This is a genomic window from Kribbella catacumbae DSM 19601 (assembly GCF_000372465.1).
Classification (GTDB): domain Bacteria; phylum Actinomycetota; class Actinomycetes; order Propionibacteriales; family Kribbellaceae; genus Kribbella; species Kribbella catacumbae.
Genome location: NZ_AQUZ01000033.1, coordinates 42340 through 57867 on the forward strand (window position 1 = coordinate 42340; position 15528 = coordinate 57867).

17 protein-coding genes are annotated in these 15528 nt (G+C 69.0%); 6 read left to right on the forward strand and 11 right to left on the reverse strand.

Going from position 1 to position 15528, the window contains the following annotated elements:
* Positions 1–21: 21 nt before the first annotated feature.
* The 4 genes from A3ES_RS0128995 to A3ES_RS0129015 all read right to left on the reverse strand — a co-directional run bounded on the left by A3ES_RS0128995 (position 22) and on the right by A3ES_RS0129015 (position 4761).
* Positions 22–1044: a threonine aldolase family protein gene (locus A3ES_RS0128995; RefSeq protein WP_020390352.1), complete on the reverse strand. Its 1023-nt coding sequence runs from the start codon at positions 1042–1044 to the stop codon at positions 22–24.
* Positions 1041–2414, reverse strand: coding sequence for a class II 3-deoxy-7-phosphoheptulonate synthase (locus A3ES_RS0129000; protein ID WP_051084836.1), 1374 nt, complete (start codon positions 2412–2414; stop codon positions 1041–1043). Before A3ES_RS0129000 ends, A3ES_RS0128995 begins: the two co-directional genes overlap by 4 nt.
* Positions 2415–3569: 1155 nt before the next feature.
* Positions 3570–3962 (reverse strand): DUF2237 family protein, encoded by a 393-nt coding sequence (locus A3ES_RS0129010; RefSeq protein WP_020390355.1) that lies wholly within the window; start codon positions 3960–3962, stop codon positions 3570–3572.
* A gap of 10 nt (positions 3963–3972) precedes the next feature.
* Positions 3973–4761: a lysophospholipid acyltransferase family protein gene (locus tag A3ES_RS0129015; protein WP_020390356.1), complete on the reverse strand. Its 789-nt coding sequence runs from the start codon at positions 4759–4761 to the stop codon at positions 3973–3975.
* Positions 4762–4968: 207 nt separating this feature from the next.
* Here A3ES_RS0129015 and A3ES_RS0129020 point away from each other — a divergent pair, with 207 nt between their 5' ends.
* Genes A3ES_RS0129020 through A3ES_RS0129035 form a run of 5 tightly spaced genes read left to right on the forward strand, consistent with a single transcriptional unit; the run spans position 4969 to position 8671 of the window.
* Positions 4969–5733, forward strand: coding sequence for an alpha/beta hydrolase (locus A3ES_RS0129020; RefSeq protein WP_026163302.1), 765 nt, complete (start codon positions 4969–4971; stop codon positions 5731–5733).
* Entirely contained in the window at positions 5726–6514 is a 789-nt protein-coding gene (locus A3ES_RS0129025) for a hypothetical protein (RefSeq protein WP_020390358.1), read from the forward strand. Before A3ES_RS0129020 ends, A3ES_RS0129025 begins: the two co-directional genes overlap by 8 nt.
* A gap of 54 nt (positions 6515–6568) precedes the next feature.
* Positions 6569–7798 carry an ornithine cyclodeaminase, nickel-pincer nucleotide-dependent gene (locus tag A3ES_RS0129030; RefSeq protein WP_020390359.1) on the forward strand — a complete coding sequence of 410 codons (1230 nt, stop codon included), beginning with the start codon at positions 6569–6571 and terminating at the stop codon, positions 7796–7798.
* 6 nt (positions 7799–7804) lie between these two features.
* Positions 7805–7903, forward strand: coding sequence for a VOC family protein (locus A3ES_RS55130; protein WP_169501813.1), 99 nt, complete (start codon positions 7805–7807; stop codon positions 7901–7903).
* Between the two features lie 18 nt (positions 7904–7921).
* Positions 7922–8671, forward strand: coding sequence for an enoyl-CoA hydratase-related protein (locus A3ES_RS0129035; RefSeq protein WP_237745081.1), 750 nt, complete (start codon positions 7922–7924; stop codon positions 8669–8671).
* Here A3ES_RS0129035 and A3ES_RS0129040 read toward each other — a convergent pair.
* Positions 8668–9417, reverse strand: coding sequence for an SDR family oxidoreductase (locus tag A3ES_RS0129040; RefSeq protein WP_020390361.1), 750 nt, complete (start codon positions 9415–9417; stop codon positions 8668–8670). The two genes, A3ES_RS0129035 and A3ES_RS0129040, sit on opposite strands and share 4 nt — an antisense overlap.
* Before the next feature lie 278 nt (positions 9418–9695).
* On the opposite strand from A3ES_RS0129040, the gene A3ES_RS54370 reads away from it, so the two are divergent.
* Positions 9696–9845, forward strand: coding sequence for a hypothetical protein (locus A3ES_RS54370; RefSeq protein WP_020390362.1), 150 nt, complete (start codon positions 9696–9698; stop codon positions 9843–9845).
* Here the strand turns inward: A3ES_RS54370 and A3ES_RS0129050 are convergent.
* From A3ES_RS0129050 to A3ES_RS56315, 6 genes are read right to left on the reverse strand one after another with little or no spacing between them, the layout of a single operon-like run.
* A complete protein-coding gene (locus A3ES_RS0129050) occupies positions 9832–10545 on the reverse strand; it encodes an endonuclease/exonuclease/phosphatase family protein (RefSeq protein WP_020390363.1) in 714 nt (237 codons plus the stop codon). The two genes, A3ES_RS54370 and A3ES_RS0129050, sit on opposite strands and share 14 nt — an antisense overlap.
* A complete protein-coding gene (locus A3ES_RS0129055; RefSeq protein WP_020390364.1) occupies positions 10542–11696 on the reverse strand; it encodes an ROK family glucokinase in 1155 nt (384 codons plus the stop codon). The genes A3ES_RS0129050 and A3ES_RS0129055 overlap by 4 nt, the downstream gene beginning before the upstream one ends.
* A gap of 46 nt (positions 11697–11742) precedes the next feature.
* Positions 11743–12714, reverse strand: coding sequence for an ROK family glucokinase (locus A3ES_RS0129060; protein ID WP_020390365.1), 972 nt, complete (start codon positions 12712–12714; stop codon positions 11743–11745).
* Positions 12705–13196 (reverse strand): hypothetical protein, encoded by a 492-nt coding sequence (locus A3ES_RS0129065; RefSeq protein WP_020390366.1) that lies wholly within the window; start codon positions 13194–13196, stop codon positions 12705–12707. Before A3ES_RS0129065 ends, A3ES_RS0129060 begins: the two co-directional genes overlap by 10 nt.
* Positions 13193–14509 carry an ArsA family ATPase gene (locus tag A3ES_RS0129070; RefSeq protein ID WP_083933764.1) on the reverse strand — a complete coding sequence of 439 codons (1317 nt, stop codon included), beginning with the start codon at positions 14507–14509 and terminating at the stop codon, positions 13193–13195. The genes A3ES_RS0129065 and A3ES_RS0129070 overlap by 4 nt, the downstream gene beginning before the upstream one ends.
* A 5-nt stretch (positions 14510–14514) precedes the next feature.
* Positions 14515–15420 carry an SRPBCC family protein gene (locus A3ES_RS56315; RefSeq protein ID WP_020390368.1) on the reverse strand — a complete coding sequence of 302 codons (906 nt, stop codon included), beginning with the start codon at positions 15418–15420 and terminating at the stop codon, positions 14515–14517.
* Positions 15421–15528 lie beyond the last annotated feature (108 nt).

Genomic DNA, 15528 nt, shown 5'->3' on the forward strand with positions numbered 1-15528 from the left:
CCTGAACCTTGCGAACAGCTATCAGTGCATAAGGCCGGCGACCACTTCGGCCGCCTGGCGGCAGTCCGTGGCCGAGGCATCCAGATGAGTGACGAGCCGGAGCTGCGTGGTGCCCACTCCGCCCACCAGAACGCCTGCGGCTCTCGCGCCGGCGACCACCTCAGCGACCGTCTTGCCGGTGGCAGCGACATCGGCGACGACGATGTTGGTCTCGACCTGATCCGGCTTCACCGAGCCCGGGGCCGCGTCCGCGAGGATCTCGGCGATCAGGCGAGCATGCGCGTGGTCCTCAGCGAGCCGCTCGACGTTGTGACGGATCGCATAGAGCCCAGCAGCAGCCAGTACGCCGGCCTGACGCCAGCCCGCGCCCAGTCGCTTGCGCCAGACTCGTGCCTCCTTGACCAGCTCCGCCGAGCCGACCAGCACCGACCCGATCGGGGCACCCAGGCCCTTCGACAGGCAGACGCTCACCGCCGCGGCCCTGCTGGCGTAAGCCTCCATCGGTACGCCGGACGCCACCGACGCGTTCCACAGCCGGGCACCGTCGAGATGGAGCGGCAGGCCGACCGAGTCCAGCTCGTCGGCCAGGGCGTCGTACGACGTCTGGATCGTGCCGCCACCGAAGTTGTGCGTGTTCTCGACCGAGACGGCTGCCGTCGTCACGAAGTACCGGCCGAGGTCGGGGGCGATGAGCGCGCGGATCTGCTCCAGATCGATCTGGCCGCCCGGCGCGCTCCACGTCCGGGTGGTGATCCCGCTGACCACTGCGTGCGCGCCCAGCTCGGCCCGGGCGACGTGCGCGCTCGCCTCGCACAACACTTCGGAGCCCGGCGCGGCCAGCGCCCGTACGCCGAGGATGTTGGCCAGCGAGCCGCTCACGGTGAAGAGCGCGGCCTCGTGCCCGAGCAGCCCGGCGACGGCTTCCTCGAGCTCGGTGACCGTGGGGTCCTCGCCGTACACGTCGTCGCCGACGGGAGCGCTCGTCATCGCCGCCAGCATCCCGGCCGACGGCCGGGTCACGGTGTCCGAGCGAAGGTCGATCATGCCCGTGCGCCGCGCAGGCGTTCGGCTACCAGGAAGGCGAGCTCGAGGGACTGGTGCCGGTTGAGCCGCGGGTCGCAGGCCGTTTCGTACCGGTTGACCAGGTCCTCGGCCACCAGCTCCTCGCCGCCGCCGAGGCACTCGGTGACGTCGTCGCCGGTGAGCTCGATGTGGATGCCGCCAGGCCAGGTGCCGACCTGCTCATGCGCGTCGAAGAAGCCCTGCACCTCGTCGATCACGTCGTCGAAGTTGCGGGTCTTGTAGCCGTTCGGCGTCTCGTAGGTGTTGCCGTGCATCGGGTCGCACACCCACGCGATCGGCGAGCCGTGGTCGCGAACCGCCTCGAGCAGCGGCGGCAGCCCGTCCCGGATCTTGCCCGCGCCCATCCGCGTGATGAAGGTCAGCCTGCCTTCGATCCCCTTCGGGTTCAGCTTGTCGATCAGCGCCCGGATGTACTCCGGGGTGGTGGTCGGGCCGATCTTCACGCCCAGCGGGTTGCTCAGCGACGACAGGAACTCGACATGCGCGCCATCCAGCTGCCGGGTCCGCTCCCCCACCCAGAGCAGGTGGCCGGACACGTCGTACGGCTGCTCGGTGCGCGAGTCGATCCGGGTCAGGGCGTGCTCGTACTCGAGGATCAGCGCCTCGTGCGAGGCGTAGAAGTCGACCGTGTGGAACTCCTCCGAGTTGGCTCCACAGGCGCGCATGAAAGCCAGCGCCCGCTCGATCTCGGAGGCCAGCTGCTCGTACTTCTGCCCGACCGGCGAGGACTTCACGAAGTCGGTGTTCCAGGCGTGCACCTGGTGCAGGTCGGCGTACCCACCGGTGGTGAACGCGCGGGTCAGGTTGAGCGTGGCGGCGGCCGCGTTGTAGACACCGCGCAGCCGCTGCGGGTCAGGGATCCGCGACTCGGGCGTGAAGTCCAGCCCGTTCACCGCGTCCCCCCGGTACGACGGCAGCGTGACCCCTTCGCGGGTCTCCTCGCCGCTGCTGCGGGGCTTGGCGTACTGGCCGGCGATCCGGCCGACCTTCACGACCGGCACGCTCGCGGCGTACTGGAGGACGACGGCCATCTGCAGCAGGACGCGGAGCTTGGCCCGGATGTTCTCGGCGGTCACCCCGTCGAACGTCTCGGCGCAGTCACCACCCTGCAGCAGGAACGCCTCACCGCGCGCGACGGCACCGATCTTGGTGGTCAGATCGTCGCACTCACCCGCGAACACGAGCGGCGGCAACGTCCGCAACTGCCCGATGACCTGCTCCAGCACGTCCTGGTCCGGCCACTCCGGCTGCTGCAACGGCTTGAGACCGCGCAGCTCCTCCAACGAAGGAACCCCCGGCACCAACCCAGCACTCAACTCCGCAAATTGCATACCCCAAGCCTATGGGAGCCCCACCACCCCCCGCCCACCCGTCTCACCCCGTCCCACCACCCAACCACCCACGAAGGCAATCCACCCGCCGCCCAAGACCCTCCACAACAACCTCGTCGCCGCCCGCCGCGGCGGCACTTGAGGAGGGAAGTACCCCCGATCAAGGCGAAAACACTCCGCAGGGTTCGCCAAAATCCTCCCCAGGCTGAGTTGTCCACAGGCTGCGGGCGGAAGCCGCCGAGCGCGGAGGATGAGGGCATCTTCACTGGTGTGGACATTCAGGAGTTGGGACAGGACGGGGCAACGGCGGATGGCGGAGGAGGTGCGCCATCGGTGCGGTTGTTTGTGGAATTGCGGAAGCGGCAGAAGGGGGCTTTCAGCCGGGCGCAGGCGTTGGAGCACGGGATCTCGGACAAGGTGCTCCAGAGTCGGTGCCGAGCGCGGCAACTCCAGCGGGTCCATCAGGGCGTGTACGTCGACTTCACTGGCCCGTTGCCCTGGGAAACCAAGATGTGGGCTGCCTGGCTCGCGTGCGGGCCCGATGGAGCCGGCGACATCCCGGCAGGCATCGCTCATCCTCGACGCATGCCGCCAGCGCCGGACCACCCCGCAGCGGCTGCTGGCCGAGCTCGAGTTGCTGGGTTACCTACCCGGTCGGGCGCCCATCCACCAGATCCTGCTCGATGCGGCGGACGGCGTTCACTCGTTTCTTGAGCAGTGCTACCTGCGCCGGGTCGAGCGCGCTCACGGGTTGCCCGCTGCCGAGCGGCAGGTCCATGTCGTGACGGCTGCGGAGTCGGCGGACAGTTCGGCGGAGCAAGTCGTCTATCGCGATGTGGAGTACACGCCGTACGGGCTGATCGTCGAGCTCGACGGGCAACTGGGGCACTCCGACGCGCTGTCCCGCTGGCGTGACATGACCAGGGACAACGCCGCCGCGACGAGCGGGAAGCTGACGCTGCGGTTCGGGTACCAGCTGGTGAGTCTGCCGTGCGCCACGGCCGCTCAGGTTGTCACCGCGCTCCATCACCTCGGCTGGAGCGGCTCGCCCCNCCGTTGCTCCCCCACCTGCCGGCTTGGGGAGGATCTTGTCGGCACCCGAGGAGGCGTTTCTCCGGATCCGGGCGCAATTTCCTCCCCAGGCCCGACCTTGCCCTAGGCGAGGGAGCCTGGGTCTGGTGGGACGTCGACGGCGTGGGTTCGGAGTACTGAGAGGGGGATTGTGTCGAGGGAGCGGGCGTTGGTGGAGGCCAGTACTACGGGAGCGGCCGCGCCTGCGTGGTGGGCCTGGAGCCAGCGGGCTGCGACGACGCACCAGCGGTCGCCGGGGCGGAGGCCGGTGAAGTTGAACTCCGGTCGTGGAGTGGTCAGGTCGTTGCCGACGCTGGCCTGGTGAGCCAGGAACTCGGCGGTCATCACCGCGCAGACGGTATGGCTGCCGAGATCCTCCGGGCCGGAGGTGCAGCAGCCGTCGCGGAAGAAGCCGGTGACGGGGTCGGTGCCGCACTCCTGCAGGCTCTCGCCCAGGACGTTCAGCTCGTCGTCCATCGGAGCGGGGTCAGGACGCCTTGGTGTCGCCGAGGCGGGGCTTGATGTGGTCGTCGACGGATTCGCCGGCCTTGATGAGTTCCTTGGCCTTCTCGGCGTACATGTCGACGTACTCCTGGCCGGACAGCTCCATCAGGGCGTACATGATCTCGTCGGTGACCGAGCGCAGTACGAACCGGTCGCGCTCCATCCCCTCGTACCGGGAGAAGTCGAGCGGCTCACCGATCGACACCCCCGGGCGGATCAGCCGGGGCAGTCGCCTGCCGGGCTCGCGGTACAGGAACTTCGGCCAGACGGTACCGGGCGGGTTCAGCTTCTCGGTGTCGATCATCGCCACCGGGATGACCGGTACGCCGGCCACGATCGCCATCCGGGCCACGCCGGTCTTGCCCTTGTAGAGCCGGCCGTCGGGCGAGCGGGTGCCCTCGGGGTAGATGCCGAACAGCTCGCCCTTGGCGAGGATCTCCAGCCCGGTGTTCAGCGCGGCCAGCGACGCGCGCCCGCCGGAGCGGTCGATCGGGATCTGGCCGATCGAGCGGAAGAAGGTCGCCATCACGCGGCCCTTCAGCCCGGGCGCGGTGAAGTACTCCGACTTGGCCGGGAAGATGATCTGGCGCGGCACCGCGACCGGCAGGAACACCGAGTCGGTGAACGCCAGGTGGTTGCTGACCAGCAGCGCCGGCCCGGTCGAGGGAATGTTGTCCAGCCCCTCGACCCTGGGACGGAAGAGGAGCTTCGCAATCGGTCCGACGAAGAACCGTCTGAGGAACAAGTACAGCAACGCCTTCACCTCCGTCACTCGGCCGACACCCTACGGTCCACTCTCCCCCTTCAGCAACGTCACCGCCAGGAATAGGCGGATTGCGGTTCGTGTTGATGCCAAGTTGCAGACTGGGTGCGATGTCGGTCACGAGACCCGAACGACACCCACGCCGGGGTGGGCGGGTGGCCTTGGGGCTGCGACCATTGGCGTTTCAGGATCTACGCGACCCGTCTAGGAGTACCCGTGCCAGTGCAAGCTCACGCGGAGGAGTTCCGCAGCCCAGGATCCGGTGCGAACGCCGCGACCGGGGTGCTGTTGAGCCACGGATTCACCGGCTCGCCGCGGTCGATGCGGCCGTTCGGCGAGCACCTGGCCGCCGAGGGGTACGGGGTCGCCGTACCGCGGCTGCCCGGGCACGGCACCCGCTGGCAGGAGATGAACAAAACTCGCTGGCAGGACTGGTACGCCGTCCTGGACAACGAGCTGGAGCGGCTTCGCAAGGAGCACGACCGGGTCTTTCTGGTCGGGCTGTCGATGGGCGGCTGCCTGGTCCTGCGGCTCGCCGAGCAGCACGGCTCCGACATCTCCGGCGTGATCCTGATCAACCCGTCCGTGCAGACCGACGACAAGCGGCTGGCGCTCCTCCCGGTGCTGCAGCGGCTGGTGCCCTCGTTCCCGGGGATCTCGAACGACATCAAGAAGCCGGGCGTCGACGAGGGCGCCTACGACCGGATGCCGTTGAAGGCGCTCTACTCGCTCTCCCACCTGTGGAGCGCGACCCGGGCTGATCTGGCCAACGTGACGCAGCCGGTGCTGCTGTTCCGCAGTACTGTCGATCATGTCGTGGAGCCGAGCTCGGGCCGGGCGATCCTGGCGTCGATCTCGTCCCGCGACGTGACCGAGACCCTGCTCGAGGACAGCTTCCACGTGGCCACTCTGGACAACGACGCACCCCGCATCTTCGCCGACGCGAGCGCCTTCATCCACCGGGTCGCCGCCGATGCGTGACAACGGCCTGACCGCCGCGACCTACAAGTCAGCTGGCGCCATCGACCCCCAGATAGCCGAACCAGTCCTCACCGCCCTGGCCGAGGCAGGCATCGCCGCGTACTGCGCCCCGCCGGGCGAGTCGGCAGCGTCGAAGGACGCACCTGCCGAAACGGAAACCGAGCCTGCGGAGTCCACCGCCGAGCCGGAGAGCGCCGCGGCGTCCGCGCCAGCCCCCGCGAAGGCTGACGAAGCCGTTCCTGCGCGGATTCCGGTGGGGTTTGAGGAGATTTTTGTGGCTGCGGAGTCGGAGGAGCGGGCTCGGGCGGTGATTGCCCGGAGTACTGAGGACGCTGAGTGGAAGTCGTTGGTGGAGCAGTTCAACGCGCCTTCGGCCGAGGGGCATGACGCGAGTCCGGTACCGCGGTGGCCGGCCAGCGAGGACGTGGACGAGAACTCCTACGAGCCGCTGATCGACGTACCGGCCGGGCTGGTTGTCGGCGACACCGACGAGGACCCGCCCGAGGAGCCGCCGGCCCGGCGTACCGAGGACAGCCACGACCACTTCGTCCCACCCGAACCGCCGAGAGGCCCGCGGCTCGACTGGATCAGCCGCGCCGCCTGGCTCGGCCTGATCGGCGGCCCGCTGCTGCTGATCGCCGCGGCCGTCCTGGACTTCGGCACCGGCCGGACCACCACGATCGCCGTCGCCGGCTTCATCGGTGGCTTCCTCACCCTGGTGATCCGGATGAAGGACCGGCTTCCACAGGACGACACCCCTGACGACGGCGCGGTCGTCTAGCGCTAGGCTGCGGATCGTCGGACAATCCGACGAGCCGAAGCGAGGGAGGCACCCGTGCAGGTCACCGAGACGGTCGAGATCACCGGCCACCTGATGGATTCCGGGTTGCTGTCCCGGGTTCTGGACGACATCCGCGGGTACGGCGGTGAGTACACGCTGGACAAGTTCGACCTCGGCTACGACAAGGACGACCCGTCCACCGTGCGGATGACGGTCGGCGCCGAGGACGAGGAAGCGCTCCAGCGGCTGCTGATGCGGATCCAGACCAAGGGCGCGAACCTGGTCAACCCCGGTACGCCGGAGATCTCCGAGGTACTCCAGGACGGCGTCTTCCCGGACGGCTTCTACTCGACCACCAACCTGCCCACCAGCGTCCGGCTGAGCGGCCACTGGGTCTCGGTGCGCAATCCCGAGATGGACTGCGGCCTGCTGGTCGAGGGCGAGGACGTCCGGACCATCCCGATGTCCGAGGTGAAGGCCGGGATGAAGATCATCTCCAGCGCCCAGGGCGTCAAGGTCACTCCCCCGATCGTCGCGAACAGCGAGGAGTCGTTCGGCTTCATGGAGTCGGACGTGTCCAGCGAGAAGCCGCAGCGGGTGATGGTCAAGCAGGTCGCGGACGGCATGCGGGAGGCGAAGGCGGCCGGGCTGAAGGTGCTCTGGGTCGGCGGCCCGGGCATCGTGCACACCGGCGCCGCGCCGGCGATGGTCGCGATCGTCGAGGCGGGCTTCGTCGACATCATGTTCGCCGGCAACGCGCTCGCCACCCACGACATCGAGTCCTCGCTGTACGGTACGTCGCTCGGCGTCGACCTGGCTCGCGGCCGGGGCGTGGAGCACGGGCATGAGCACCACATCCGCGCGATCAACACGATCCGCAAGGCCGGCTCGATCGCGGCCGCCGTCGAGTCCGGGCTCCTCACCTCGGGCGTGATGCACGCGCTGGTGAAGAAGGGCAACAAGTTCGTCCTGGTCGGCTCGGTCCGCGACGACGGCCCGCTGCCGGACGTCTACACCGACGTCCTCGAAGGCCAGCGGGCGATGCGCGCCGAACTGGCCGGCGTCGGCTACTGCCTGATGGCGGCAACCATGCTGCACTCGGTTGCCACCGGCAACATCCTCCCGGCGTCCGTACCGCTCACCTGCGTGGACATCAACCCGGCCACCGTCACCAAGCTCGCCGACCGCGGCTCAGCCCAGGCCCGCGGCATCGTCACCGACGTCGGCCTGTTCATCGAGCACCTGGCCCGCGAGCTCTCCCCGACGTACGCCGACACCAAGTAGCATGCGATCGGGGCCGGCGCCGAGCTGGCGGCGTACCAGCCGCAGGACAACGTTCGTGTGATGCTCGACCCAGATGGCCATCCGTTCTGCCTCTATCTCGACTGAGCAGGCAAGATGGGCGCCATGACGGAACTGGTGCACCTGGAAGCCGCCGACGGGGTCGCGACGATCACGCTGGACTCGCCACCCAACAAGAACGCGCTCTCTCAGCAGCTGACCAGCGAGCTGCTGGCTCACCTGGCGACGGCCGACAAGGATGACGCCGTCCGGGTGATCGTGATCCGCTCGGCGCTGGACGTCTTCTGCTCGGGAGCCGATCTGTCCGAGGCGACGACCGTCGGGATGGGCGTCGGGGCGCAGCGGATGGTCGACGTCCAGCGCGCGATCGTGGCGAACTCCAAGCCCGTCGTGGCCCGGGTCGCCGGTCCGGTGCGAGCCGGCGGAATCGGGATGGTCGCGGCCGCGGACATCGCGGTGGCTGGTGAGAGTTCGACCTTCGCGCTGACCGAGGTGCGGTTGGGCCTGGCGGCGGCGACAATCTCGCTCACTGTCATCCCGCGGCTCACGGATCGCGCTGCCTCGTTGACGTTCCTCACCGGCGACGGGTTCGGTGGCGCCGAAGCGGCCCGCCTCGGGCTCGTGACGCAGGCGGTAGCCGACGAGGAGCTGGACGCGGCGCTCGACGCAGTACTGAAATCGCTGCTCAAGGGTGCGCCACAAGGCCTGCGGGAGAGCAAGAAGCTGCTCAACCGCGAACTGCTCGCCGACATCGATGCCCGCGGCACCGATCTCGCCGAACTCTCCGCCAGCCTCTTCGGCTCCCCCGCAGCTCAAGAGGCCATGCTCGCCTTCCTCAACCGCAAGAAGGCCTAACGCCAACCACCGTTGCTGTGCAGGAGTTGCGCGTTCACCCAGCCGCCCTCGGCTGAGCAGAGGAAGGCGACCAGGTTGGCGGTGTCGACCGGTCGTCCCGGGCGCTTCAACGGGTTCTCGGCGACGAACCGCTCGACCAGCTCCGGCGTCATCCACCCGGTGTCGATCGGACCGGGGTTGATCACGTTCGCGGTGATCCCCAGATCACTCAGCTCCTGCGCTGCGGCGAGCGTGATCCGGTCGAGCGCACCCTTGCTCGCCCCGTACGGGAGGTTGCCAGCGGTGTGGTCGCTGGTCAACGCGACGATCCGGCCGTCACCGTACGGCGCCTTGTACTGCTCCGCGAACGCCTTGATCAACAGCCACGTCGCCCGCGCGTTGACCGCGAAATGCCGGTCGAAGCTCTCGATCGTTGTATCGAGGATCCCGCTGTCCACCGACTCACAGTGCGAGATCACCAGCGCCTGGGCCGGCCCGAGCGCTTCGCCGGTGGCGCGGAACACCTCAGCCGGAGCGGCCACATCCTCGAAGTCGGCTTCCACGGAGAACACCCGCGCTCCGTGCCCGGCCAGCACCGCCGTGATCTCGTCGCGCGCGGAGGTGTCCTGCCCCCACGGCATTCGGTCGTCGTACCCGCTGAAGTAGGTGAAGGCGACGTCCCAGCCCGTGGCCGCCAGCTGCTCGGCGAGGCCGGCACCGATACCGGCGCGACGGCCGACCCCTGTCACTACTGCCACCGGTCTCATCCCATCATCCTGTCGGCGATTTCCCCAACACACAAAGGATTTATTCAGTTGCGGGCAGCACTCGGAGACTGCTGCACTGCAGATCATGACGATGACCGCAGCGATGCGTACGACGTTCCGCGAGCAGGGCTTTGTGGTGGTTCCCGGAGTTCTCAGCGCGGAGCAGATCGCGATCGGGCGGAGAGCCGTCGCGGCGGAGCTGGACAAGCAGCCGCCTGAGCCTGGCGACGACGATTCCGCCGTGGTCGCACCGGCCGGGCCTGCCTCATGTCGACGGAGTGGCGCACTACCTGCTCGGCCACAACATCGGCGGCAACACCGGTCCGGAGCGACGCGAGACGATCTACTACCGCTTGCAGGCCCACGGGCATCGCGATCGCTGGCGCGACGTGGTGGTCGACCCGCTGAGCGAGTTCAGGGCAGGCTGAGCTCGATCAGCATCGGCAGGTGATCTGAGCCCGCGGCAAGGTCGGCGCGGGTGACTCCCTCGATCGAGTCCAGGGGAATCACCCGTCCGGCCAGCCCCGGTGACAAAAGCGCGCCATCGATGCGTTTGACCGGGTTGTCGGAGTGGAACGTCGGACCCGCGTCGACACCGAGGTCGGTCAATCCCTCCACAGCAAGGCGATCCCAGACCGGGCCGCCCGGTTCCTCGTTGAGGTCGCCGACCAGCAGGTAGGGCAGGTTGAACGACTTGCAGCCGCGCAGTACCTGGTCGAGCTCGTGTTCCCGGCCACGGATGTGCAGCCCGAGATGGCAGACGATCAGCGCCAGCTCCACCCCGCCGAGCGAGGTCCGTCCGCCGACCGATCCGCCGGGCAGCTGAGTAGCGATGAAGCGCAGACGACGGCGTACGAACGGTCGCCAGACCCTCCAGTGCAAGGGATCCAGCAATTCGGTGCCATCGGCAACCAAAACCGCGTTGCGCGCCGAGGCAGCGACGTACCGGAGGTTGAACGTCGCCGCCATCGCCATCCGCTTGCGCCGCGTCCCCCACCACGTCGGCGCCTCCTGGATCAGCGCGACATCGGGTGCACAGGCGCGGACGACGCGGGCCAGTGCTTCCCGATCGTCGCCCCAGCGGTGCACGTTGTACGACAGCACCCGCAGCGACGGGCCATCACTCATGCCTCGGAGTCACCGTTCAGCTCGGCAGAGGCTGGCTCTTTCAGCGAGGTATCGGGCGCGGCCGTCCGCATCCCCGTACGCCGTCCGACCGACTTGCGAGCGGCCCGCTCCAGCCGGGTTGACCGGCCACCGCGGGCAGCGGCCGTCTTCGCCGTGACCGCGGTCGTCTTGACCCGCACCCGCCGCAGCCAGGTCGCCTCTTCGCGAGCCAGGTCGGCAGCACCGACCATGCCGGCCTCCGGACCCAGTACTGCGCGCACGATCCGCGCCTCGGGCCGGAACCCGCGACCGGTCAGAGTCCGCTTGAACGCCTCCCGCGCCGGAGCGAGCAACAACTCCCCCGCATCCGAGACGCCACCACCGATCACGAACGTGCCAGGGTCCAGCGCGGCGGCCAGGTTGGCCAGGCCGATGCCGAGCCAGCGTCCGACGTCCTCCAGCAACTCGACCGCGACCGGGTCGCCGTCCTTGGCGAGCGCGGTGACCATCGGCCCGTTGATCTTGCGAGGATCGCCATCCGCCGCGCGCAGCAGGTTGTGCGCCACCGGCGAACCGGACAGCGCCAGCTCACGAGCCTCGCGGGTCAACGCGTTGCCCGACGCGTACTGCTCCCAGCAGCCACGGTTGCCGCATTCGCAGCGATGCCCACCCGGTACGACCTGCATGTGCCCGAACTCGCCCGCGATGCCGAACTTGCCGCGCTGCAAGGCGCCGTCGTTCAGGATCGCGCCACCGATGCCGGTACCGAGCGTGACGCAGACCAGATGACTCTCGCCCTGACCGCCGCCGAACCGCCACTCCGACCAGGCGGCCGCGTTCGCGTCGTTCTCGACCACCACGGGCAACCCGAGGCGACGCTCGACGGCGTCCCGCAACGGCTCGTGCCGCCAGGCCAGGTGGGGCGCGAACAGCACGGACGACCGGGTCCCGTCGACGAAACCGGCCGCACCGATCCCGACCGCGATCACGTCGTGCCGCGACTCCAGGTCATGCACGATCTCGGCGATCGCGTCCTCGGTCTCCCGGGGGTCCTTGGTGGGCGTGTCCCGGCGCAACCGGTCCAGGATGTTGCCTTCGGGGTCGACCACGCCGGCAGCCACCTTGGTGCCACCGATATCGATCCCGATCGTCAGTGCCTGTGTCAGAGCCATCGCACGACCTTCCTGGCGGATCCCCCAGAACCCCTTGAAAGCCTACTCAACGCCGGTTCTCCGCTACCGGAACCGGGCGGCGGGCGAGGTCGGCGGCGCCGATCAGGCCGGCGTCGTTGCCCAGCTCGGCCAGCCCGAAGGCCGGGTGCGGCCGATTCGCCTTGGCCGGCAGGTGCCTTTCGAAGGCGACCTGGGCCGACTTCAGCAGCAGCTCCTTGGCCGCGCTCACGCCGCCGCCGATCACGATCGTGCTCGGGTCGAACAGCGTCGCGATGCTGGCCAGCCCTTCGCCCAGCCAGCGGCCGAGGTCGTCCAGCAGTTCGGTGGCGCACGGGTCACCTCCCGCAGCGGCCTCGGTGATCATCGGCCCGGTCAGCTCGGCCGGATCGGTGATCCCGCAGACGCTCAGCATCTGCGCCGCCGCCAGCGAGCCGGACTCGGCCTGCGCCCGGCCCTCGCGGACCAGCGCCCGCCCGGACGCGTACTGCTCCCAGCATCCACGCGCTCCACAACCACACCGGTGCCCACCCGGTACGACGCGCATGTGCCCGAGCTCGGCCGCGACCCCGTGCGCGCCACGCAGCAGCTCGCCGTCGATCACCACGCCGCCACCGATACCGGTACCGACGGTCACGCAGACCATGTGCTCGACGTCCTTCGCGGCGCCGAAGGCGAACTCGCCCCACGCGGCCGCGTTGGCGTCGTTCTCGACCACCACCGGGACCTTGAGCGCCTCGGCCACCCGGGCCCCGAGCGGTTCGTCCCGCCAGGCCAGGTTCGGCGCGAACAGCACGGTCGAACGGTCCGAGGAGACGAAACCGGCGGCGCCGATCCCGACCGCCTCGACCTGGTGGTCCTTGATCAGCTCAGCGGCCGCGTCGATGATCGCCTTGGCCGTCTCGTCCACCGAGTCGGCCGGGGTGTCGCGATGGGTCCGCGCGCCGATCGTGCCGTCCGCGTCGACGACGCCCGCGGCGATCTTGGTCCCGCCGACGTCGATGCCGATGCTCAATCCCATGGTTCGGGGTCCTCACTCACGTCGATCCGGTCCACACGGGACCGGGCGGGCCGTTCGGGTTCCTGCGCCTTGGCGGTCCGCGACTCTGCGTCCTCCCGGGCCTGCCGCGCGGCCTCCGCGGCAGCTTCCAGCAGCGACCGTACCGATCCCAGTACGCCGGCCGCGGCCGTCGACAGTTGCTCGATCGTCTCCGGGCTGGTGTTGCGCACCTTCGCGATCAGCTGGCAAACGGGGCACCACTGGCACTCCTGCCCGCCACTGCTCGCAGTACCGTGCTCATGCTCGTCCCGTACGGCGCCCTCCGGCGCCGCGCCTTCCGACCAGCTGTCCTCCGGTACTGCGTGCGCCGGCTCAGCGTCGGCCTCGGCTGCCTGCCGCGACTCCGCTGACTCGTGCGGCGACTCCTGGCGCGCAGCCTGCTGGAGTACGGCGAACAGCTTCGCCGCCTCCTCCGCGACCGACCCCACGGGCTCCTTGCTCATCTGGTGCCCTCCGAGATCGCCGTCGGCTCTGTGTCGAACTGCTGGCTCATGTGTTCGCGGATCTCCTGTGCCAGCCCTTCGACCGACTCCAGCGACCCGTTCACGGCCGGCAGCTCAGTCGGCTTCGGCAACGGCTCGCGCGGAGCGAAGCGCACCTGCAGGCGGCCGTCGTCGAGCCGGGCTCCGGCAACCACACCGCGCGCCAATGCAGCCGGCAGCGGCAGCACCCTGCGGTAGGAGCCGACAGTGATGATCAGCTCATCGCCGTGCCTGGCGAGCTCGAGGTCGCTGGCGGAGGCGAGCGGCAGCGGCATGGTGAGGGTGTAGGTGCGCCCGTCGGTGTCGATGTGCCGATCGACCCACAGCGAGGTCTCGTCCGTGGCGCGGGTGAACGGGTCGTCCTTGCCATACATCTCGACGGCGAACGCTGCGAGCTCCTCGACCCCGACCGGCTCACAGGCCCGGTACGGCGACTCCCAGATCGGCAGTGGCCGGAACGAGTCGGCGACGTCGTCGAGGATCCCCCGCTGAGCTGCGACCCACTGCTGCCGCCAGTTGTCGGCACCAGCGGCCGGGAAGACCCGGTTCGCGATGACGCCGTCCACGCGGTAGCCGTACAGGGACAGGGTCGTCAGCGACCGCCGGGCCTCGGCGACCACGACGGCCTCGGGAGTCAGTACAAGCCGCACGGACGCGTCCGGCCCGGTCAGCAGCGAGCGGATGTCGGCCAGGTCGCGCTGCAGGCGCCGCAACGCGTCGAAGACGGTGTCGTCGGGCATCGGCAGCCCGGACGCCCTGCTGAGCAGCGGCCGGAAAGTGCGGACGACCTTGCGCTCGGCATTGAAGATGCGATCCATGTACCAGCTGAGCGCCTCCGGCAGCGCGAGCAGCCGCAGCGTCTCGGCGGTCGGCGCACAGTCGACCACGATCACGTCCCAGCGGCCGGAGCGGACGTGGTCGCGCACCTCGAGCAGCGCGAGCACCTCCTCGGCACCCGGCAGCACGGTCAGCTCTTCGGCCTCGATCGGGTCGACGCCGATCACGTTCAGCACCGAGCGCAGATATGCCTGGATGTCACCCCAGGACCGCTCGAACCGGCGCTGCGCATCGATCTGCTGAACGAACAGCAGGTCGTCGATCTCGGTCGGCTCACCACCGACCTCGCTGTCGAAAGCATCCGACAGCGAGTGCGCGGCGTCAGTGGACAACACCAGCGTGCGCAGCCCCCGCAACGCGGCAAGCGTCGCGGTACCGGCCGCGGACGTGGTTTTCCCCACGCCGCCTTTACCTGTGTACAGCAGGACTCGAGTCACTGGAATCAGGACTCGACGCGCTTCTTGAGCCCCTTCAGGGCCGTGTCGATGATGACCTTCTCGGCCTTGCGCTTCAGCATGCCGATCATCGGGATCGCCACGTCCACCGCCAGCCGGTACGTCACCTCGGTGCCCTGGTCACCCAGGTCACGTAGTACGTAGGCGCCGTCCATCCCCTTGACCATCTTGGCCTGCACGAGCGTCCAGGTGACCTCGTTGCGGGACCAGACGTAGTCCAGCGTGTACTCGTCGGAGATCGCCCCGGCATCCACCTTGAACCGGACCTGTTTCGGCCGGCCCGCCTCGTCCGTGGACAGCACCTGGGTCTCCCGCATCGAGTCGGCCCACTCCGGATACGCCTCGAAGTCCGCGATCACCGCCATGATCGCCTTCGGGGTCGCGTTCACGACGATGGTCGAGGTGGTCTGCTCTGCCATCGATTCACCTCTTCGCTGCCGGGACGGGTTCTGCCGGGGTGGTTCCGGGGTCGCTCGCGCGTCCCCGGGGTCCACGCGAGAGACTATCGCGGGTTCGGAGCCCGGCCTGCCCTCGCCCGCGGCGCGGCCCTGTTCGAGTTCGTCCTTGAACCGCCAGATGTTCTCCCGGTACTGCGCGACGTACCGCTCCCGGAGCTTGCGCAACCGCCGGGGTCCGACGGGCCGGCTGGGGTCGACCCGGAGGTACCAGTGCACGACCACTCCGTCGCGGACCTGCTCGAGCCACCACTCCGCAGTACCGATCGCTGCGCCCGTGACCGCCCACCTGACCCCCTCCACGCCGCGGAGCTCCGACGGTGTCAGGGTCAGCTCGGGCCACCATTCACGCCACAGAGTGTCCGCAGCGAGTCGCTGGGCGACGTAGGCTGGATCAGCAACGACCAAGTCGTCGCAACTGAGGTCGAGCGCCGGCATACCTGGAGTCCTAGGTGTTTCGTGTCCCGTGGGTCACATAAATCTGGCTACTTGTGGGTAAGTGACTGTAGCGTGCGCCGGAATCGACCCCTTCTTGACCGACCCCGT

What these genes read in the sequence shown, in the direction of transcription:
- A3ES_RS0128995 (WP_020390352.1), bottom strand. Translation starts at nt 1,044, where the DNA reads ATGATCGACCTTCGCTCGGACACCGTGACCCGGCCGTCGGCCGGGATG.
- A3ES_RS0129000 (WP_051084836.1), bottom strand. Translation starts at nt 2,414, where the DNA reads ATGCAATTTGCGGAGTTGAGTGCTGGGTTGGTGCCGGGGGTTCCTTCG.
- A3ES_RS0129010 (WP_020390355.1), bottom strand. Translation starts at nt 3,962, where the DNA reads ATGGACGACGAGCTGAACGTCCTGGGCGAGAGCCTGCAGGAGTGCGGC.
- A3ES_RS0129025 (WP_020390358.1), top strand. Translation starts at nt 5,726, where the DNA reads ATGCGTGACAACGGCCTGACCGCCGCGACCTACAAGTCAGCTGGCGCC.
- A3ES_RS0129035 (WP_237745081.1), top strand. Translation starts at nt 7,922, where the DNA reads ATGACGGAACTGGTGCACCTGGAAGCCGCCGACGGGGTCGCGACGATC.
- A3ES_RS0129040 (WP_020390361.1), bottom strand. Translation starts at nt 9,417, where the DNA reads ATGAGACCGGTGGCAGTAGTGACAGGGGTCGGCCGTCGCGCCGGTATC.
- A3ES_RS0129050 (WP_020390363.1), bottom strand. Translation starts at nt 10,545, where the DNA reads ATGAGTGATGGCCCGTCGCTGCGGGTGCTGTCGTACAACGTGCACCGC.
- A3ES_RS0129055 (WP_020390364.1), bottom strand. Translation starts at nt 11,696, where the DNA reads ATGGCTCTGACACAGGCACTGACGATCGGGATCGATATCGGTGGCACC.
- A3ES_RS0129060 (WP_020390365.1), bottom strand. Translation starts at nt 12,714, where the DNA reads ATGGGATTGAGCATCGGCATCGACGTCGGCGGGACCAAGATCGCCGCG.
- A3ES_RS0129065 (WP_020390366.1), bottom strand. Translation starts at nt 13,196, where the DNA reads ATGAGCAAGGAGCCCGTGGGGTCGGTCGCGGAGGAGGCGGCGAAGCTG.
- A3ES_RS56315 (WP_020390368.1), bottom strand. Translation starts at nt 15,420, where the DNA reads ATGCCGGCGCTCGACCTCAGTTGCGACGACTTGGTCGTTGCTGATCCA.